Origin of the sequence: Mahella australiensis 50-1 BON, from assembly GCF_000213255.1 — a bacterium.
Lineage (GTDB): Bacteria > Bacillota > Clostridia > Mahellales > Mahellaceae > Mahella > Mahella australiensis.
Genome location: NC_015520.1, coordinates 368855 through 388545, shown reverse-complemented (window position 1 = coordinate 388545; position 19691 = coordinate 368855). Strand labels below are relative to the sequence as shown.

18 protein-coding genes, 1 pseudogene and 1 riboswitch are annotated in these 19691 nt (G+C 44.9%); of the genes and pseudogenes, 10 read left to right on the top strand and 9 right to left on the bottom strand.

Annotated elements, in window-relative coordinates; genetic code table 11:
* The first annotated feature begins 100 nt into the window (after positions 1–100).
* Positions 101–1525, top strand: a complete 1425-nt coding sequence (locus tag MAHAU_RS01725) for an MFS transporter (protein ID WP_013779998.1) — start codon at positions 101–103, stop codon at positions 1523–1525.
* A 1-nt stretch (position 1526) separates the two neighbouring features.
* On the opposite strand, the gene ltaE is transcribed toward MAHAU_RS01725, so the two are convergent.
* The 5 genes and pseudogenes from ltaE to MAHAU_RS16210 all read right to left on the bottom strand — a co-directional run bounded on the left by ltaE (position 1527) and on the right by MAHAU_RS16210 (position 6005).
* A complete protein-coding gene (gene ltaE, locus MAHAU_RS01720; RefSeq protein WP_013779997.1) occupies positions 1527–2591 on the bottom strand; it encodes a low-specificity L-threonine aldolase in 1065 nt (354 codons plus the stop codon).
* Between the two features lie 134 nt (positions 2592–2725).
* Positions 2726–2801: riboswitch (glycine riboswitch) on the bottom strand.
* Between the two features lie 843 nt (positions 2802–3644).
* On the bottom strand, positions 3645–4976 hold the full coding sequence (locus MAHAU_RS01715; protein WP_013779995.1) for an RNA-guided endonuclease InsQ/TnpB family protein: 1332 nt from the start codon (positions 4974–4976) through the stop codon (positions 3645–3647).
* 7 nt (positions 4977–4983) lie between these two features.
* A pseudogene (locus tag MAHAU_RS16215) lies at positions 4984–5064 on the bottom strand (IS200/IS605 family transposase); the annotation flags it as partial.
* 541 nt (positions 5065–5605) lie between these two features.
* Entirely contained in the window at positions 5606–5896 is a 291-nt protein-coding gene (locus MAHAU_RS01710) for a hypothetical protein (protein WP_013779994.1), read from the bottom strand.
* The gene (locus MAHAU_RS16210; protein ID WP_483466647.1) at positions 5799–6005 is read right to left on the bottom strand and encodes a DUF6788 family protein; all 207 of its coding nucleotides are present in this window, start codon (positions 6003–6005) and stop codon (positions 5799–5801) included. The genes MAHAU_RS01710 and MAHAU_RS16210 overlap by 98 nt, the downstream gene beginning before the upstream one ends.
* 146 nt (positions 6006–6151) lie before the next feature.
* On the opposite strand from MAHAU_RS16210, the gene MAHAU_RS01705 reads away from it, so the two are divergent.
* Positions 6152–7000: an HIRAN domain-containing protein gene (locus MAHAU_RS01705; protein ID WP_013779993.1), complete on the top strand. Its 849-nt coding sequence runs from the start codon at positions 6152–6154 to the stop codon at positions 6998–7000.
* 24 nt (positions 7001–7024) lie between these two features.
* On the opposite strand, the gene MAHAU_RS01700 is transcribed toward MAHAU_RS01705, so the two are convergent.
* Positions 7025–7411, bottom strand: coding sequence for a YckD family protein (locus MAHAU_RS01700; protein ID WP_013779992.1), 387 nt, complete (start codon positions 7409–7411; stop codon positions 7025–7027).
* Between the two features lie 162 nt (positions 7412–7573).
* Here MAHAU_RS01700 and MAHAU_RS01695 point away from each other — a divergent pair, with 162 nt between their 5' ends.
* From MAHAU_RS01695 to MAHAU_RS01675, 5 genes are all read left to right on the top strand, one after another.
* Positions 7574–8257, top strand: coding sequence for a response regulator transcription factor (locus tag MAHAU_RS01695; protein ID WP_013779991.1), 684 nt, complete (start codon positions 7574–7576; stop codon positions 8255–8257).
* Positions 8244–9659 (top strand): sensor histidine kinase, encoded by a 1416-nt coding sequence (locus tag MAHAU_RS01690; protein ID WP_013779990.1) that lies wholly within the window; start codon positions 8244–8246, stop codon positions 9657–9659. The genes MAHAU_RS01695 and MAHAU_RS01690 overlap by 14 nt, the downstream gene beginning before the upstream one ends.
* Positions 9659–10813, top strand: coding sequence for a metallophosphoesterase family protein (locus tag MAHAU_RS01685; protein ID WP_013779989.1), 1155 nt, complete (start codon positions 9659–9661; stop codon positions 10811–10813). Before MAHAU_RS01690 ends, MAHAU_RS01685 begins: the two co-directional genes overlap by 1 nt.
* A 385-nt stretch (positions 10814–11198) precedes the next feature.
* Positions 11199–12428, top strand: coding sequence for a glycosyltransferase family 4 protein (locus MAHAU_RS01680; RefSeq protein WP_013779988.1), 1230 nt, complete (start codon positions 11199–11201; stop codon positions 12426–12428).
* 9 nt (positions 12429–12437) lie between these two features.
* Positions 12438–14336, top strand: coding sequence for an ATP-binding protein (locus MAHAU_RS01675; RefSeq protein ID WP_013779987.1), 1899 nt, complete (start codon positions 12438–12440; stop codon positions 14334–14336).
* On the opposite strand, the gene MAHAU_RS01670 is transcribed toward MAHAU_RS01675, so the two are convergent.
* Positions 14333–15127 (bottom strand): flagellar hook-basal body protein, encoded by a 795-nt coding sequence (locus MAHAU_RS01670; RefSeq protein ID WP_013779986.1) that lies wholly within the window; start codon positions 15125–15127, stop codon positions 14333–14335. The genes MAHAU_RS01675 and MAHAU_RS01670 overlap by 4 nt on opposite strands.
* The gene (locus tag MAHAU_RS01665; protein WP_013779985.1) at positions 15124–15912 is read right to left on the bottom strand and encodes a flagellar hook-basal body protein; all 789 of its coding nucleotides are present in this window, start codon (positions 15910–15912) and stop codon (positions 15124–15126) included. The genes MAHAU_RS01670 and MAHAU_RS01665 overlap by 4 nt, the downstream gene beginning before the upstream one ends.
* 157 nt (positions 15913–16069) lie before the next feature.
* Between MAHAU_RS01665 and MAHAU_RS01660 the strand changes: the two genes are divergently transcribed.
* The 3 genes from MAHAU_RS01660 to mreB all read left to right on the top strand — a co-directional run bounded on the left by MAHAU_RS01660 (position 16070) and on the right by mreB (position 18330).
* A complete protein-coding gene (locus MAHAU_RS01660) occupies positions 16070–16855 on the top strand; it encodes a M23 family metallopeptidase (RefSeq protein ID WP_013779984.1) in 786 nt (261 codons plus the stop codon).
* A 105-nt stretch (positions 16856–16960) separates the two neighbouring features.
* Positions 16961–17215, top strand: a complete 255-nt coding sequence (spoIIID, locus tag MAHAU_RS01655) for a sporulation transcriptional regulator SpoIIID (RefSeq protein ID WP_013779983.1) — start codon at positions 16961–16963, stop codon at positions 17213–17215.
* An 80-nt stretch (positions 17216–17295) separates the two neighbouring features.
* Positions 17296–18330 carry a rod shape-determining protein gene (gene mreB / locus MAHAU_RS01650; protein WP_013779982.1) on the top strand — a complete coding sequence of 345 codons (1035 nt, stop codon included), beginning with the start codon at positions 17296–17298 and terminating at the stop codon, positions 18328–18330.
* A 103-nt stretch (positions 18331–18433) separates the two neighbouring features.
* Here mreB and MAHAU_RS01645 read toward each other — a convergent pair whose 3' ends face one another.
* Positions 18434–19690 (bottom strand): UDP-N-acetylglucosamine 1-carboxyvinyltransferase, encoded by a 1257-nt coding sequence (locus MAHAU_RS01645; protein WP_013779981.1) that lies wholly within the window; start codon positions 19688–19690, stop codon positions 18434–18436.
* Between the last annotated feature and the right edge of the window lies 1 nt (position 19691).

The window sequence follows — 19691 nt, the reverse complement described above, 5'->3', positions numbered from 1 at the left end:
GCATACATCGAGGCATATAATCTTGCTTATGGTAACTCACGATATGCATGTGTATATAAAACTCGCGCGGACAGATGCGACATAATGAAAGAGGTTATATATGGACGAGGCTCAGATAGATACGAAAAAAATATATGAACGCAGATGGTCTATACTTATAGCCGTAATGCTGGGTAGCATAATGGCCCCTATAGATGGCAGCATAATGAATATCGCCATGCCCACATTAAGAGAAGTTTTCCACGCTCCACTCGAGACTGTGAGCTGGGTATCAATGGCATATCTTTTGGTAGTCAGCAGCACGCTTCTCGCATTTGGCCGACTGGGTGATATCATGGGGTATAGGCGCATATATCAAACCGGCCTTTTTATATTTACCGCATCATCGGCTATATGCGGTTTTGCGTCCAACATATCGGCACTTATAGCCGGCCGAGTAGCACAAGCCATAGGAGGCGGCATGCTGCTATCCATGGCTCCGGCTATATTGACCGCCGTTTTCCCTCCAAGCGATCGTGGCAAAGCGCTGGGCATGAACGCAATGTCTGTGGCTGTAGGCCTAGCTATAGGGCCAAGTCTGGGGGGATTTCTTGTATCAACGTTAGGTTGGGAATATATCTTTTTTATAAACGTACCCATCGGTATGGCAGCCTTCATATGGGCGCAATTGGTTTTACCTAGAAATTCTGTGCGACGCAATGAACGCTTTGATGCTATCGGCGCCATGCTGGCGTTTTCCCTGCTATTTTCTTTGCTTTTGTACATAAACCGTGGCAGCCAATGGGGTTGGATATCCTTGACCGGCGTTATAACATTGGGCATAGCGGTTATCTCATTTATAGCATTCATCCTGCTGGAAAATCGTCAATCCGAGCCGATGCTTGATCTATCGCTGTTCAAGATACGGCTATTTACTGCCGGCACAGTCAGCACGCTTCTAAATTTCAGCGCACAATATATAATGACGTTTTTAACACCGTTTTACCTGGCGCAGAAGGGTCTGTCGCCCAGCACTGCCGGCGCTGTGATGACAGCCTTCCCTGCAGTCATGCTGGTAATGTCGCCTGTGAGCGGCGCACTATCCGACCGTTTGGGAGCCAGAGGGCTCAGCACGCTGGGGGCCGCTATAAGCGCAGGCGGTATATTCCTGATGTCCACGCTAACGCTGGATAGCCCTATATGGCGTATAGCACTCAACCTAGCTGTATTCGGCATAGGCAACGGCTTATTCCAATCGCCTAATAACAGCTCTGTAATGGGCAGTGTCCCGCGCGACCGCTTGGGTATAGCTTCTTCATTTCTCGCCACCATGCGCAATGTCGGTATGGTAATGGGTATAGCCATAGGCGGTGCCGTATTCTCAAATCTGAGCCAATATTTCATGACCCAGCTTAACCTCACTGGCACCGCCCTTCAAAATACTGCCTTCATGTACGCCCTACGAATAGCATACATGACAGGAATGGCGCTGGATATATTATGCGCTGTAACATCAGCCGTGCGTGGCAGACATAACGCCGTTTAGATTACGCGTTTCTGCTCATAGCAAATACAGGCTCTTCTATAAGCTCTTTCATTACGGCCAGTACCCTGTAAACATCATCGCGCGTCACATAGTAATGCGTCACAAAGCGCATCTTACCATTAGGCGAACCGGCTATCTTTATACCATACGGTCTTATAATTTCGGCCAGTTGATTGCCGTTTAATCCTGTATCGGTTATATCGAAGTTTATCATATTGGTCTGCACTGTGTCCAAATCAACGTTTATGCCTTTTATCTCAGCTAACCCCTGGGCTAATATTCTAGCGTTCTCATGATCCTCATATAATCTCTGAGGCATATCGGTAATGGCCACTATAGCCGCAGCCGCAAGCACGCCCGACTGACGCATACCGCCGCCCAACATCTTGCGTATCTTTCTGGCTTTATCTATAAACGCTTTACTTCCTGTTAAAAGCGAACCCACCGGCGCGCATAGCCCTTTCGACACGCAAAACATGACGCTGTCGGCCCATTGAGCCACATCCTTCGCCTCTACGCCCAGAGCTGTGGCGGCATTGAATATACGGGCACCGTCGAGATGAACCGGTATATCATGCTCATGCGCCACCCTATATACTGCTTCCATAGTATCTAGTGGCACGACCGTGCCGCCGGCGCGATTATGCGTATTCTCTTCGCATATCAATGCTGTGCGCGGGAAGTGCAAATCCTCCATGCGTATGGCAGCTTCTACCTCGTCCGGATTAAGTGCACCCATATGACCTTTGAGCTGCTTTGCTTGTACACCTGCCAAAAATCCCAGAGCACCTACTTCGTAATAGAATATATGGGCTTCTGCTTCGGTTATTATCTCCTCTCCGCGCTGGGTATGCGTCATAATAGCCAATTGATTACCCATTGTACCCGACGGAATAAACAGTGCGTCCTCTTTGCCCATGGTCTGGGCCGCCAGCCTTTCAAGCCTAAGCATGGTAGGGTCATCGCGGTAGACATCATCGCCCACTTCCGCTTTATACATGGCCTTGCGCATTTTTTCAGTAGGTACCGTTACGGTATCGCTACGTAAGTCTATTAACTTATCCATTTACAACATCCTTCCTAAAAATAAGCATAATAAAAGAGTCAAACCGTTCGATTTGACCCCTGAAGCGGATGTTGAAAATAGCCCTGCAGCTATACATGGCCTTTAGCAGCCTATACAGCCACTTAAATACGACTAATTTCAACCCTGTCCTTTTGCCTGAGAGATTAATTCACCTTCGGCGCTCTTTCGAGACTCTCCAGGGGTTCGTCCGGCCATGGTCTTTGCCCATTATATGGGCGCCTGAGAGTTTTTACCCCTTCGGCGGATTTTCATCGCTCTCCCATGGCTTTCATCCGAAACACGTTATTCGGTTGTTAGATTAATTATAATAGATCGTTACTTTCTTGTCAAGCACTTTCTGTGCGCATGTTATTATTCTGTGATATTGTCATGTGTCTATTCAGCCATCCCAAAAGCTTGGTAATGATTAGTCTCCGGCTCATGTGTTTCGGATATCGGTGAAACTAAATCTCGTTTCGGGAATTCCCAACCACTTGTTTAGAGAAGGCTTAATATATATGCTGAGTGGGCTTTTGAAGCGTAGGACCACAGCAATCTGTGATTGCGTAGTGGTCCAGCTTCACAACCGTAGCGAGGCATATATATTAAGCCGTGTCTACACTTCGCTAAGTTTCACCAGATATCCTTCACAAAATCGCCTTGAGGCTGATCGCAACATGGACATAGCATGATATTGCCTTCATTCCTATGCGGACGCATAAATGGAAAAACAAGAAAGCACTTGAACGAGCAATGTTTGGGTAGCTTGTCTGTGGATCTCGATAAAGGCCCAGTCTTTCCGCGCTTTCACATCAACCATGTTTTGCTCTTCTTATTACTTCTTAGAAACTGTAAACAACAAAAAAGATAAAATGCAACTAATTATGGCGATCAACCTAACACAAAATGTTGTTTCCCTAACAAACAAAAATACAGACATTCCGATTACCAGTATCAGCCATCCGATTATTTGTAAGCAAACATTTCTTTTGTCCATCTTCCATTACTTCTTTCACATTGGATTAGTATAGCATAATAGCGATAAGTTGTGAACTACATCGCCAATAAATTGGCGAGCTTCGGATTCCCGATGAAACGATATCTATTCCATCGGTACATCTCCGGCGTGTCCAACGCCACTACTGCTGGATTGGCTTTGCCAATCCTACACAGATACTTTTTCAGTATGTTATATGCTCCAACACAATCAGCATTATAAGCTTCAACCTCCGCTATATACAAGCCCCTGTATTTACGGTTGTTTCCCTGGGCTGTCGCTTCTGACACTTCTTTGGCATACGGACTGCATTGACTGGTATAACTTTCATCCTGCGGTGGCTCAATAACTATCTCATTGTCTTGTGCTTTATAACTGATAAGGTCAAGCACCTTCTTAAAAGGCCATTTATGAAACTTTTGATTATTTACATGACCCATATCCTTATTATCTCTGATATGCGATAAATCCCCTATAACAATGGCTGACACGTGTTCGGATATCGCTATATCTATGACATTTTTAGTGGCAGCATGCAATAAGTGTTCTACTTGTCTGCTGCGCTTTTGATATAGCTTTTGTATTCTCTTTGTGCTATTATGTTTAACACCAGCTTTAGATTGTTGTGCATACGCTATAGATTGATAGTGGCTTATTTCTTTATCGAAATACCTATTGATGCTTAATAATTGCCTGCCAGATATTATATAAGTCTTACCAGTAGATATATAGCATGTCATAAGGTTGTTGATCCCTAGATCAATGGCCATGTATATACCGTTATCCTGCTTATATTGTGCTGCCGGCAAGTCGACGATAATATTAACCTTATACCTGCTGCTTTTGGGTATGGGTATTATCTCGATGACTTTTGCTTTGCCAGCAAAGTTTTTATATCTATCAGGTATTTGTATGTACAGAAAGTCTGTGTCCAGAGCATATTTTTGTTTCATATACAACTTCTGCTGTTTTGGTACTGTAAGCCTGATGACTCCGTCTGATATAACAAAGCCTTTGTTCAGGTACCGTATATTGAAGTTGCTATGCTTATATTTGGGCGGCCTTGGATTCTCTATGCCACCAGTCTTTTTCAGCTTATAGAATGAACTCCATGCTTCGTCTAGTTGTTTGAATACCTCTTGGGCTGTTTGTGATGGCAGGTTTTTGTACCAGAAGTTTTCTTTTAGTTTCGCCTTTTGTTCATACCAGTCCGGGTAGGGTAAACCGCTTTCTTTTTGCCATTCATATCGTTCATAGTTGGCTACATTCCAAAGCTTTGATGAGGCATATGTCAGAGCGCTTAATATAATGCATTGTTTTCTATTGGAATTTAGCTCAAATTGTATAATCCGTTGCCTTGCGTTGGGATCGTTTTTCTTTAGCCTCACTGTTTCACCTCCATTTAACCGGCCATACAATATGATAATTAACATTATATACGCATGTTCTGGCATGAATTAAGTTATTTTTATCCATATACATAGTATACTATAGGTATTAGATATGTGCAAGTATTCTCATATGTCTTACTGCGATTCGTAATATAATAAATTCAGCGCATGCAATGATATAAATCCTACGCCCGCTACAGGCTTGACATATATACCTCGCTACGGCTGTGAAGCTGGACCACTACGCAATCAAAGATTGCTGTGGTCCTACGCTTCAAAAGCCCGCTCAGCATATATGTCAAGCCTTATACCGCGTAATGATTGCGTACTTACAATTCGCTTCGCTTGAGCAAGCTAACGCCGGCAATTCGCGTCCATGCTCAGTGCCAGCTGGTCGGGCGTCCATGCCCGGCCTACGTTTGCTCTACGCTGCACTCATTGAGTACGCCTACGCAATATTTCAAGGCGTTCTCCGGCTTTATATCATTTGCATCGCTTTATGTCGCCCGTTTCAGTCATATATTACGAATCGCAGATACATCTTATCATACTCATATAGTAGCCGATATAATTAAAAAGCGGCTTTCATCTCTCCAATAAATTGGAGAGGATTCCCGCCGCGTGTTCTAAAAAGGCATAAAACAGCGTGTTTGCAAATACACATAGCATGATGTGTGTATATATGCGGCATTTTCGGCTCTGTCTCCTTTACCTCTAAGCAGATATTTAAGATATGTCGCTTGTTTTAGTTCTCTGAATCCGTTATTCTCGATCAAGCTTCTCTGACGGTATCCCCCTGCAATTGTGGCGGTATCCTCTTTAGCGGGCAGGCTGGTAAGCAATACGGCTTCTTTGCCGGTGGAGTTGTCCTGAGGCACATTTGCAGTTTGGGTTACTACATTTGGTAAGCCTCTCATAGAAAGACGCTGTGAGCAAGTTGCCCGGTGTCATAACGCGCTCTATCAGCTCCCAACGCATTTGGCTGAGGCGATAGATTTGTTGGCATATCTGAGATAATTCCCCCATACTTTCTTCTCCTACATAATACAAATATATAGATACGTAATATTACGCCATAAAAAGAAGCGGAATGCAAACTTTTATACGATATGCAACCGTTATAGCAACGCTGCGTGCTAATATATAAGTATAAAAGAAACGGAGGCATTATCATGAACAACGATTACAAACTATGGCTGGGCGGTTCCGACTTGTTGAACGACAGCGCCACCGTATGGACAGTGGTGTTGCGGCCTATAAGCGACGAAGGGTTTCAGATCATCAATTTGGAAGAAAGACAAAAGGATGGTACAATCGACATGGCATATTATAAAAAGTTGCTGAGCGACGAGGTGGGGCAAGCAGAGGAAAGCATATACAATCCATCAGCCAAGGGCTTTTATATCTTGGAATACGTAGGCCAGGCAAACAGCAGAGATAAACACGCCTTGTGGAAACAGCGTGTGCACGGCATCGGCACTGCTTTCCCATATATATGGTGTGGTGCCATATGGCTGGCTCTGGATATCATCGACGGCGATAGTCTTTCGCTATCCGAAAGCCACTTGTTACAGAGGGTATTGACCGATGACATGCGCCTAAATATGCTCGCCGAGGCCGACTACGGTAATTGGTATAAACACAGGGACTTGTCATTTCTGACCGCTGACTTTTTAGGTTTGCCTGAACAGGACCCTAAACGTATCTATGGAACATCAGGATGTGAATTCTATATTCATCCAGCCGGCTTGAGCCACGACGGGCGTTTCAGTGCAATGAAATACCTTGACGTCGGTCAACCTGTCGTATTCGAAGCCGAGCCTAATAACATTCATGACCCCAATGCAGTGCATATATATACCGATTATGGCTCTGATATAGCATATATACCGCGCCAGATAGCATCGGCTATAGCCTTTCATATGCGCCACGGCGTAAGTTATACCGGTATTATAGCTGCCCTATTGCCGGGAGAACAAAAGCCCGATGATGCTATCGCCATCAAGATGACAGCAAAATAGCCGGGTAAATGCCCGGCTATTTTGTTATTGTACCGCACTCGCATTGTTGCCAAAACCGGCACCGCGGCCTCTACCAGCCCTCATTCCGTAGCCTGCGCCACAACCTGCAAAGCCTTCAGCCGCTCGCTCTTTCATGCGCTCTATCATAATCTCGCTGTTGGCCTTGGCCTGTTCAGCCTGAGCATCGGTTATAGTGCCGTATTCAGCGTATTTGTCAATAATCTTGTTGCGTATATCTTGCATCTGCTCATATAGCGCATCTATCTCCTGCTGTTGCTGCGGCGTAAGCTGAGCATCAGCACTTTGCGCAGGTTGCTGCACTTCCGGCTGTTCATCGGCTGCCAACGCAGTGGCCGCCGCCACTATGAGCACTGCTATTACGGCTACTATCATAAATATCTTTTTGTTCATCACTTTCACCTCCCGTTTCTGTTTTCAATTATATATTAACGTATATGCATGAAGAAAGTTTTATGGAATTGTGAATAAAACGTAAAAAATACGCATTTGGTGCTACCTATTTTATATAGGCTATGCTATAATAATTACGATCAAACTAGTGAGGAGTCTGATATGGCCGGTTTTAGAATAATGGTGGTAGAGGATGAAGAAAGGATGCGGCAATTGTTGCACCTTTATATGCAAAACGAAGGATTTGAGGTGGTAGATGCTTATGATGGGCAACAAGCCCTTGATCTCTTTGAGAAGTATCCGATGGACCTTGTGATACTCGACGTAATGCTGCCTAATGTAGACGGATGGACGGTATGTCGCCAGATAAGGCAAGGCTCTCAAGTACCCATTATAATGCTTACAGCCCGCGGCGAAGAAAACGATAAACTCTTCGGCTTCGATCTTGGTGTGGACGACTATGTGGTAAAGCCATTCAGCCCCAAAGAACTAGTGGCCCGTGTAAAAGCTCTGCTAAAACGCAGCCGCGGCAACGCAAATGCGCAGGACCGCGTGATCAAATATGAAAGTTTATCAATAGAACCATTATCGCGTCGGGTAACCATAAACGACGAAGACATCATTCTTACGCCAAAAGAATTCGATCTTCTCTTTTTCCTAGCCTCCCATCCCGGACAAGTGTTCTCACGCGAACAATTGCTACATCATGTATGGGGATATGATTTTTATGGTGATTCGCGTACAGTAGACGCGCATGTCAAAAACCTGCGCAGCAAGCTAGGCAATTATGGCCGTTATATAGTTACCGTATGGGGAGTGGGATACAAATTCGATGATTCGGTTTAAAACGCTTTATATGAGGTTATGGAGCGCTATATCACTGCTTATAATATTGGTCTTTGCCGTATTCATGGTATTTCAGTGGCAGCTAATGCAAGGCTTTTATTTCGATCAGCAGGCTCAACAAATGGCCGCAAACGCCCAACAATTGGCATCGATGATAGAATCAGCCCAAAACTCCGATGAGGTCGAGCAACAGGTGAGCATGATCTCGCGTTTTTTAAACGCTGGCATAACCATATTGAGCCGCGACGATCTTGTACAAGGCCAATCAGGCAGCATGGTGGGCATGATGAACGGACGGGGGCATAACCCCGCCATGTTGTCGCGTCGAGATTATTCACAATTATTATCCGGAAATACCGTCGTATACAAGAGCAATATGCCTATGCGCTATACCGAAAATATAGTGGCCGCTACGCCGATATTGATAGAACAACAGATCGCGGGCGCAGTGGTCATGCACGTACCGGCCGAAACCCTGCTCAGCGTCGTATCGGTTATAAACATGCGTACGCTTTGGCTGGCCGTGATACTCATGCTCATAGCTATGCTATTTGCATTATGGCTTTCCAACTATATATCGCGTCCTCTCACCGCAATGAGAAACGCAACTTTGGATATAGCCGCCGGCCATTTCAGCAAAAAAGTAAATATAAAAGGCGAGGATGAACTGGGACAGTTAGCCTCGGCCATAAACTATATGTCATCGGAACTGGCTAAGTTGGATCAAATGCGCCGCGATCTCATCGCCAATGTATCGCACGAGCTGCGCACGCCCTTATCATTGATCCGCGGATATAGCGAGGCCTTAAAGGATGGCGTGGTCAAAGATACGGAGCAACAAAAGCAGTATGTGGATATCATCCTCGATGAGACCGCCAGACTGCAAAAATTGGTCAGCGACCTGTTGGATCTGTCGCAGTTGGAATCAGGGTCGCTGTCCATAAATCCTCATCCTTTTAGCATAAGTCGATGCATACATGAGATCTGCCGGCGATTTGAAGCTGCGGCAGCTAAAAATCAGATAGAGCTGACAGCCTCTGCTGATGATAATATAATCGTACATGCCGATGAAGGCCGCATAGAACAGGTACTCTATAATCTCATACAAAACGCCATAAACCATACGCCGACGCATGGCCGCATCATCGTATCGGCTGAAAAACACGATGGTAAGGCCTTTATACAGGTAAGCGACACTGGCCGCGGCATATCGCCAGACGATCTGCCACATATATTCGATAAGTTCTATAAAGGAGAACACAACCGAAAGGGTACCGGCTTAGGATTAACCATCGCGCGCGGCATATTGACCGCCCATGGCTCTGATATAACTGTAAAAAGCCAGCCGAATCAAAGCACTACCTTTGCCTTCTATTTGCCTTTGTACCGGGAGGTGGCTTGATGCAAATACCGTTTATGCAAATAGGCGACCTGCACATAGCCACGCCGTTTAAGGGTTTGCCTTCGTTCATCGCCCGTCAACGACGCCAGGATATCATAGATGCACTTAAGGCCGTATTGAAAATGGCGAAAGATCGGCATATACCGCTATTATTTATAACAGGCGATCTTTTTGAAAATGAGTATATCACCCGGCCGATAATAACCGATATAAGCCGTTCATTTGCCAGCACCGCCGAGACACACATATTTATATCGCCGGGCAATCACGATTATGTGCACAGCAAGTCCTTTTATATAAATTGGCTGTGGCCTTCCAACGTACATATATTCACAACCCCGTATATCGAGCGCATAGACCTGCCCGACATACCTATATCGGTATATGGATTCGGGTGGGACAGGCCCGAGATATACGGCAATTACATCGACGTTGGCGGGGTAGATACATCGAGGATCAATGTAGCCGTTATACATGGCGACGCTTTGATGCAGTCCTCCTCATCGCCGTATTTGCCCATAGCCATGCAACAAATGATAGGATGGCGTATGGATTACGTAGCCTTGGGGCATATACACAGGCCGTATGCCTTCCATGCAAGCGGCCGTATACAGCCTTTGGATGCCGCCAGCTCTACTACCGATATCTTAGCGGCATACGCAGGCAGTATAGAGCCATTGGACAGCAGTGAGATTGGATACCATGGCATTATATCCGGCCATCTTAATAAAAACGCTGCCTGTATAGAGCTGATACCGATAGCTAAAAGGCGTTATATAAACGTGACGATATCATTGGATGGCGCTCAAACCAGTGAGGACGTGGCAAAACGCATACTGGACTCGGACAGCCCGCAAAACCGCTCTTTCAATCTATATACGTTCACTCTCACTGGCAGATTAGATCCACAGCTCAAACAAAGCATAGCTGATATAATAGAAGATTTGAGGGAACAATATTTCAGCATATCTGTGGTAGATCAGACCGTTCCTGATTACGACCTCGAGTATATAAAAGAGCAGCATAGGGATGATATAATAGGGCAATTCATAGAGCACATGGAAGATAAGCTGAATGCCGCTGAAGGCGAGCAACAGCAAGTATTGCGCCAGGCCTTATACATGGGGTTACAGGTGCTATTACAAGACCATTAATGTTACAAAATCAAGTGACTGTTCAGGTACCATTATGTATAGGCGACGGTAACGATTAGACTCAAGGCGATTTTGTGGAGGATATCCGGTGAAACTTAGCGAAGTGTAGACACGGCTTAATATATATGCCTCGCTACGGCTGTGAAGCTGGACCACTACGCAATCACAGATTGCTGTGGTCCTACGCTTCAAAAGCCCGCTCAGCATATATATTAAGCCTGTAGCGGGTGTAGGCTTTATATCATTGCATGTGCTAAACTTACTATATTATGAATCGAAGATTTATTTTAAGTTAGCTGGATTTTTTGGTTTTTTTATGATATGCTATATATTGTCATGAATTAGAAGAATAGATAGTCGAAAATAGAGCGGAGGTGCTTTATTTATGAAAATAGCCCTGTTTACAGACAGCTTTCTGCCCCAAATAAACGGTGTAAGCGCCGTTTTAGGCCAAATGATAAATTATTTCAACCAAAATAATATAGACTATATGGTCTTTGCTCCGGAGTATAAGGGCTATTGCAAGGATGAGGACAATATACAAAGGCTGTCCAGTTTTCGCTTCGTATTTTATCCAGAGTCGCGTTTCGCCTTGCCCAATTACTCCACAATAAAAAAGCAACTGGATATATATAAACCGGACGTAATACATATAATGACGCCATTTTCGATGGGCATATGCGGCCTTATATACGCGATGGAACACCCCATACCGGTAGTAGCTACATATAACACCAACTATGCTGAGCAGATAAAATCCTATAAGATACCTATAGCCGATTCAGTGATATGGCAATATCTGAGATGGTTCTACAGCAGATGCAAAACGGTATGCTGTCCCTCATCGGCTTCCAAGGCTCAATTGGACAAACATGGAATAAATAATGCGCTGGTATTTCCAAATGGCGTTGATATACAACAGTTCAATCCCGTCTACCGCGATGATAATTGGCGCAGCAAAATGGGAGTTAACGGTAAAATGGCGCTTTTATACGTAGGCAGGATGTCCAAAGATAAAAACCTGTCGGTATTGATAGATACGATGAATATATTGAATTCACGCGGCTATGAGCAAAATATAAGGCTGATAATGGTGGGGGACGGGCCTATAAAGGATAAACTGGCACGTCACGCACCTGAAAACGTATGCTTTACAGGATATATGAGAACCCCCCAGCTTTCCATAGCATACGCCTCCAGCGATATATTCATATTCCCATCGTATATAGAAACCTTCGGCAATGTAGCGCTCGAGGCCATGTCGGCAGGATTGCCTGTTATAGGCGCTAAAGGCAGCGGTTGTATGGATATCATACAAAATGGTTTTACAGGCATGCTGTGCAACCATTGGAGCCCCGTGGCCTTCGCTGATGCTGTAGAAACAATGATAAAGAATGAGCAATTAATGCAAAGCATGGCTCAAAATGCTCGTGCTGCAGCTATCCAATATGATTGGGACAATATAATGTCGCGGTATATGTACCTATATTCCATAGCTGATAGCTTGCAGAAAGAGCTATTGTGGAAAAAGCAAACACAAAAGCTCTATCGCCTTGCCCGGCGCAGTTACATAAAAGGCAGGCGCTTTATGGAAAGATTTCACTTTATGATATAGGCTGACGTTATGATTATAAGAAAGCTTTACATTTCAAACTTCGGCAAATTCAAAGACAATATTATAGAATTAAAGCCCGGTCTTAATGTCATATATGGTGCCAATGAGGCTGGCAAGTCGACTATACGCAGTTTTATAGAAGGCATGCTGTATGGATTTAAAAAAGCCGATGCCCGCAGGCGCTCTTTTACCGACAGTAGACAGCGCTATAGGCCATGGCTTGGTTCTTCATACACAGGCGCTATAGAATATGAAACCGACAGTAGAGTTTACCGTATAGAACGGGACTTTGCCAATGATAGAGTAAACATATACGATGCTACCACTGGAGAAGATATCTGCGCTACCTGTGCTATACTCCCCGGTACGCGTGAACCCGATGCGATAATACGGCATTGGGGGTTAAATGCCACAGCCTTTACCAATACCATAAGCATAGATCAGCGCAACGCCTTTTCATCCAAAACAATGGCCAAAGAGGTATCCGACGCATGGATCAATATGATGCAATCTGGCCAACAGGATGTGTCTGTCAACAAAGCATTATCATGCTTGAATAACATATTGGATGATATTGGGTCGGATAACGCGCCGACACGCCCATGGGCCAAAGCCGCGCAAAAGCTGCGGCAGCTTGAGGCTGAGAAAACCATGGCACAAAAGTGCATGGATGATATGCGAGAGAGCATAGCCAAAGCGCATGACCTCAGAAAAGAAATAGCAGCCATGCGCGGCGGCCGGATGAGCGATAATGCCGCCATACTATCCAACAGGCAGAATAGAACAAAACTAGAATATGAACTTAACCGAATGAATACACTCGCCGAATATATAAAGCAAAACAACGGCGACCCATTAGAGCAACTGATGTCGTTGGACAGGCAATTGGAGAACATGAGGATCGAATTGGCTCAATACGGCCGCAGTCAACCCGCCGTTTCGGACAACGACCTGCACAATATAAAAAAGCGCCGAACACTTTATATAATGCTCATGGCGGCGATCGTAGCGGCCTCGGTAGCCCTACCGCCTTTGATAATAGCCGCAATACCTATAATATGGCTGTTTTTACGCGACAACAGCAAGATACGTCGGCTAAAAAGCACCATTGAGCAGCACAGCCTGGCAATCGAGCAACAGCGTCGACAGTTGCTTAACCGTTGCGGAATACTGGAAGAGCAAAAGCACGAAATCCTTTCGAAAATAGGAGCATCGGATACATCCCATGTTATATCGATGATGCGTCAACTCGATAACCTGACACACGATATAGAGCGCCTTGATGCCGAATATGAACGGTTGATGCAACAGGCTATACACGATAAAGAAGTGGAGTTAACGGCATTGGAGGCTTCTATAGACGCCTCATTAGCCGGTATAAGACCCTTAGCAGCCATAGATGAGGATATACAGAGTATCCAGAATGATATCGATGCAATGTCATTAAAAAAGCAGGCCGTTCAAAAGGCCATAGACGTTATAACAGAGCTATCGGCCGATATACAACGCGATTTTGCGCCGTATTTGGATCGATCCGCCGCCTCTTTAGCCAGCTATATAACCGATGGCCGCTATTCAGCACTAAAAGTATCTTCCGAGCTAGATATAAAGGTAATTGATCCCGATACGGGTAAGCTGGTACCGATGGAGCAATTGAGTGCCGGCACTATAGACCAGCTTTATATAGCAGTAAGGTTGGCTATAGCCGATATGTTGTCGAATAACAAGCCGCTACCCATCATAATAGACGATGCATTCTCGGAATACGATGATATAAGGTTAAAAAGGATTCTAGCTCATATAAGCCAGCTGGCACAAAAAAGGCAGGTCTTGTTTTTAACCTGCCATCAAAGGGACATACAAGCACTCTATGAACTCAAAGCGCCTTTCAATTACATGGAGCTCTAGCGCCTTATGCTGTTGGCCAGCCCTATCATCTCATCAGCGGTCTGCAACACTCTGGCATTTAGCTGATATGCGCGCTGTGCGCGTATCATGCGCGCCATTTCATCGGCTATATCCACATTAGATGCTTCAAGAAATCCCTGTCTTACCTTGGAATCCCCGTCGGTCAAATAATTCGGGCCGACGTTATCTGTTACAGCATAAAGATTATCGCCGCGTGTTTCCAGCGCCTGCGGGTTTGTAAACTCTACCAACGCGATATCTGCTATGTGCGCTCCCTCGACCATCACCGCTCCGGAAGGATCTATGGATATATCGCCCTCTATCGTACCTGCCGGAATCTCTATGCGAGCACCTTCCGTATCCAGCAACCAATAGCCATTTGCTGTGGTTATATAGCTGTGGATCCGTCCATCCTCACCCTCAGTCTCTGTAAGCTTAAAATTGCCGTCCCTCGTATAAAACACATTTCCCTGGCCGTCGGTCACAGCAAAAAACGCCGTACCGTCTATGCCCAGATCCAGATTGCGCTCGGTCTGCTGCATAGGTCCCTGCGCAAAATATTTAGGCGAAGATACTACCCTGGCACCCGTACCCATATGCGGCAACAGGCCCTCATTATCGGCTTGACGGATGGCTGGATTCAGCTTATACACATAGGGCATATCCTCGATATGCGCCGTATTTCGCTTGAATGCTGTTGTATCGACATTAGCGATATTGTTGGCTATAGTATCCACATTATACTGCTGACTTATAAGGCCGGCTCCTGCCGTCCATAACGCCTGTATCATACCCTTCCCACCTCGTTTACTGTTTTGTCCAGCGTCTGATCCAGCATGGACACGATACGCTGAGCTGATTCATAATGGCGGTATACCTCCATCATATCGGTTATCTCTTTGTTTATATCGACATTGGACACTTCTATATGCCCCTGTTTTATACCGGTGCCTACAGGGTGAGATTGATATTGTTCAGGGTCATAGACAACATAGAGATTATCGCCGGCCTTTTCCAAAGCATCATCTCTATTATCAAAATCCTCTACGGCTATTGTACCCGCATACTGCCGCTGGTCGGTATATATATTACCCGCCGGATCCACGCTGAAACGCTCATTGCCTACAAGTATATCCACAAATTCGTTCTGATTATCATACCCCTGAACCCGATATCCATTTTGATTAACCAAATAACCATCTGCATCTACAGCAAAAGCACCATCCCGGGTATACCGATAATCGTTCTGGCCTACCCTGAGTACAAAAAAGCCGTTCCCTGTTAACGCCAAATCAGTCGTATTATCGGTCTGCTGCAAAGGCCCTTGGAACCAGTCGGTCTTTACCTGATCCACATGTACACCATGATTTATAGAGCCGATGATATCAAACGGCCTTATTACAGCGCCGGCTTTATTCCCTATTCTGGCCACAAGCACGTCGGGGAAGCTTTGTGACACCATTTTATCCTTTTTATATCCAGTCGTCTCTGCATTAGCTATATTATTGGCTATGGCATTCAGACGCGCAGTTTCCACCTGCATAGCAGTAGTTGCATTATATAAACCGCGAAGCATCTCGTTTTCCTCCAAATCTTACACTTGATTTTTTATTCGGCATTCTGCGCATAAAACTTTATACGAGCAATATTCGTGTATAAACATTGCATAAAATGGGAGAATATATAGCGAATGTAGCTTTATATTACAATATTAGGAGGTATCCGAATATAAAATGAAACGAATAGGCACATGGTTTAAAAATACATTCGCAAAAGATAAAATAGTCCATTTTCTGGATAAACAGGGCTTTTACATCGTTTTATTCGCCTGTATAGCCATTATAGCTGCTACAGCTATAATAACATCCGATAACAACTTTTTGCCCAATCCCGAACAACTGTCGCTGAGCGAGCCTGCAAAAGAAGCGCAGCCCTCAGCTCCGACCGATTCGGTAGTAGACGACGCAAAAGTCGAACTCAAGGTAGAGGATGTCAATGACAAGGAAACAGGCCAACAAACAAAAGAGGAATCGCCGGCAGCACCGGCCAAAACAGCAAATATAGTAAAAACCGCCAAAGCGGCGTCTGCTGCAACATCCAATGCAACCGCCAGCATAAAGCTGATAACACCGGTACCTGGTCAGATAAGCGTAGAATATGCCAAAGATCACCTGGTGTACTCAAATACCCTCGAGCAATGGAGTACACACGATGGCATAGATATAACCGCTGCCACCGGTACTGAGGTTAAGGCTGCTGCCACTGGCAAAGTGGAAAGTATAACCAAGGACGATAAACTCGGCATCGTAATAACAATAGATCATGGCAACGGCATAAAGACCAGATATGGTAATCTCTCTACGGGCGATATGGTTAAAGTCGGGCAAAAGGTAGAAGCAGGCCAGACTATCAGCGGCGTGGGTAACACCGCGGCATTTGAAATAGCCGATGCTCCCCACCTCCATTTCGAGGTTATCGCAAACGATAAGCCGGTGGATCCTAAGAAATATATGAAATAGAGGAAATGCTCTCGGTATTTCCTCTATTTTTATTCTATCCTTTCTTTTTACAGCATATTAATTATAAAGAATATAATGGTTTTGCCTTAGAGGGGGTTAAAAGCTTTGAAGGAGTATATCGAAGAAAGGGTAGTCGCAACGGCTCAGTATATAATAAAACACAAGGCCACTGTCAGGGAAGCCGCAAAGGTCTTTAAGGTAAGCAAAAGCACAGTACATAAGGATATGTCGGAAAGACTACCGAAGATAAACCCCATATTATACAATCAGGTAAAAAAGATCGTAGATAAAAACAAAGCAGAAAGGCACATACGCGGAGGACGTGCAACAAAACTCAAGTACATAGCCAAAAAAATATGAAAATATTTTAAGAAAATGATATATTATATGATATAATGTAATAAAGAAATCGGGTAATACACAGAAGAAGGAGAGTAGCCATGTTCGGAATTCATGATATGGCCATTGATTTAGGAACTTCATCGGTACTCGTATATGTCAAAGGTAAAGGCATAGTTCTTAAAGAGCCATCAGTAGTAGCCATAAATAAGAATAACAACCAGGTGCTGGCCGTAGGCAGTGAAGCCAAGCTTATGCTGGGGCGCACACCAGGCAATATAGTAGCTACACGGCCGCTGAGAGAAGGCGTTATATCGGACTATGACACCACGCAAAAAATGTTAAAATATTTTATACGCAAGGTATCCAAATATGTACGGTTGAGCAGGCCTCGAATAATAATATGCATACCCACCGGCATAACGCAGGTGGAACAAAAAGCCGTATTGGACGCTTCGTATGATGCCGGTGCCAATAAGACCTATCTTATGGAAGAACCCATAGCTGCGGCTATAGGAGCGGGCATCGACATATCGTTGCCAAATGGCAGCATGGTAGTGGATATAGGCGGTGGTACCACCGATATAGCGGTTATATCGCTTGGCGGGGCAGTGGTAAGCGATTCTATAAAGGTGGCCGGGGACAAATTCGACGACGCTATTATACGTTACATGAGGCGCAAATACAATATATTGATCGGCGAGAAAACAGCAGAAGATCTGAAAATAACCATAGGTGCCATATATCCTCCCAAAGAACAAAAATCGATGGAGGTATGCGGCCGCAACCTTATATCGGGCTTGCCCAAAGTGGTAAACGTTACAACGGATGAAATGGTAGAAGCACTTAGAGAACCGGCCGATATCATAGTAGAGGCCATACATTCGGTTTTTGAACGGACACCGCCTGAGCTGTCAGCCGATATAAGCGAAAGAGGTATCATAATGACAGGCGGCGGTGCTTTGCTAACCGGCATGGATAAGCTAATACAGGAGCAGACGGGCATACCGGTCTATGTAGCATCCGATCCAGTATCATGTGTCGTCCTTGGAGCCGGAAAGGCTTTGGAAAATATAAGCGTATACTCCGAAAGCGCATTAATGGATAACAGCAATTCTCCTGTGTATATAGGATAGTAAGAAAGAATGATACCCTGGGAATTGATGCCTGGCGTATCATTCTTTTCAATAAATATGCCATTTTATAGTACAAGTCTATGTACAAACTAGCGCCATATCATCATATAGATATACGCTTTATGTCCGCTCCCAAGCTTATTAATTTCTTATCTATATTTTCATAACCCCTGTCTATATATTTTACATTGTTTATTTCAGTAACGCCCTCAGCCATAAGCCCTGCAACAACCAGAGCCGCACCAGCTCTAAGATCGGTAGCAGTAACAGGAGCACCCGTCAATTTATCGACGCCATCTATTATAGCCACCCTATCCTCTATTTTGATCTTAGCACCCATGCGTTTGATCTCCTCTATATGTTTGTAGCGACTCTCCCATATATTTTCCGTTATAATACTTGTGCCATCGGCTACAGACAATAGCGCTGACATGGGCTGTTGCAAATCGGTCGGAAATCCAGGATAGGGCAACGTCTTAACGGTAGTGTGCTTTGGCCTGCCATTGCTTTTGACATGCACGAAGTCATCTCCCGCCGATACTTCTATACCCATCTCGCTCAGCTTTGCCGACACCGATTCCAAATGAACCGGTATCACATTCTTTATAACTACATCGCCATACGTCGCGGCAGCGGCTATCATAAAAGTTCCGGCTTCTATTTGGTCGGGCACGATATTATGGCGGCAGCCTCTAAGCGCCTTAACGCCTTTAATCTTCACCACATCGGTACCTGCACCCTTTATATTCGCTCCCATAGCATTCAAAAAATTAGCCGTATCCACTACATGAGGCTCCTTAGCCGCATTGACTATCTCAGTTACGCCATCGGCCATCGACGCAGCCAGCATTATATTTATGGTAGCACCGACACTTACTACGTCAAGATATATCTCCGCACCTTTAAGTCCCTCTGTATACGCCTTTATAAAACCGTGTTCTATAGAAACCTTAGCGCCCAACGCTTCTAATCCCTTTATATGCTGGTCTATAGGGCGTACCCCTATATCGCAGCCGCCTGGAAACGCCACCTCTGCTCGTCCAAATTTAGCTAACAAAACGCCGAGCAGATAATACGATGCTCGCATACGGCGAGCTAATTCCATTGGAGTAACGAATGTGTTAACGCCCGCTGGATCTATATACATACTGCCATGGCCAGTAAGCTCGGCTTTCGCTCCCATAGCCGTCAATATATCCTTTAATACTAAAACATCATCTATATAAGGCAGGTTTTCAATCGTCGATGGGCTGTCAGCCAAAATAGCAGCCGGTATTACAGCCACCGCTGAATTTTTACATCCGCTGACACAAACCTCGCCTTTTAACGGCTTACTGCCGTATATAAGCAACTTATCCATA

Excerpts from the sequence above, each read along its gene's own strand:
- MAHAU_RS01675 (WP_013779987.1), top strand. The coding sequence starts at position 12,438 with ATGATTATAAGAAAGCTTTACATTTCAAACTTCGGCAAATTCAAAGAC.
- MAHAU_RS01660 (WP_013779984.1), top strand. The coding sequence starts at position 16,070 with ATGAAACGAATAGGCACATGGTTTAAAAATACATTCGCAAAAGATAAA.
- MAHAU_RS01705 (WP_013779993.1), top strand. The coding sequence starts at position 6,152 with ATGAACAACGATTACAAACTATGGCTGGGCGGTTCCGACTTGTTGAAC.
- ltaE (WP_013779997.1), bottom strand. The coding sequence starts at position 2,591 with ATGGATAAGTTAATAGACTTACGTAGCGATACCGTAACGGTACCTACT.
- MAHAU_RS01710 (WP_013779994.1), bottom strand. The coding sequence starts at position 5,896 with ATGAGAGGCTTACCAAATGTAGTAACCCAAACTGCAAATGTGCCTCAG.
- MAHAU_RS01700 (WP_013779992.1), bottom strand. The coding sequence starts at position 7,411 with ATGAACAAAAAGATATTTATGATAGTAGCCGTAATAGCAGTGCTCATA.
- MAHAU_RS01695 (WP_013779991.1), top strand. The coding sequence starts at position 7,574 with ATGGCCGGTTTTAGAATAATGGTGGTAGAGGATGAAGAAAGGATGCGG.
- MAHAU_RS01670 (WP_013779986.1), bottom strand. The coding sequence starts at position 15,127 with ATGATACAGGCGTTATGGACGGCAGGAGCCGGCCTTATAAGTCAGCAG.
- MAHAU_RS01665 (WP_013779985.1), bottom strand. The coding sequence starts at position 15,912 with ATGCTTCGCGGTTTATATAATGCAACTACTGCTATGCAGGTGGAAACT.
- mreB (WP_013779982.1), top strand. The coding sequence starts at position 17,296 with ATGTTCGGAATTCATGATATGGCCATTGATTTAGGAACTTCATCGGTA.
- MAHAU_RS01680 (WP_013779988.1), top strand. The coding sequence starts at position 11,199 with ATGAAAATAGCCCTGTTTACAGACAGCTTTCTGCCCCAAATAAACGGT.
- MAHAU_RS16210 (WP_483466647.1), bottom strand. The coding sequence starts at position 6,005 with ATGGGGGAATTATCTCAGATATGCCAACAAATCTATCGCCTCAGCCAA.
- MAHAU_RS01725 (WP_013779998.1), top strand. The coding sequence starts at position 101 with ATGGACGAGGCTCAGATAGATACGAAAAAAATATATGAACGCAGATGG.
- MAHAU_RS01645 (WP_013779981.1), bottom strand. The coding sequence starts at position 19,690 with ATGGATAAGTTGCTTATATACGGCAGTAAGCCGTTAAAAGGCGAGGTT.
- MAHAU_RS01685 (WP_013779989.1), top strand. The coding sequence starts at position 9,659 with ATGCAAATACCGTTTATGCAAATAGGCGACCTGCACATAGCCACGCCG.
- MAHAU_RS01690 (WP_013779990.1), top strand. The coding sequence starts at position 8,244 with ATGATTCGGTTTAAAACGCTTTATATGAGGTTATGGAGCGCTATATCA.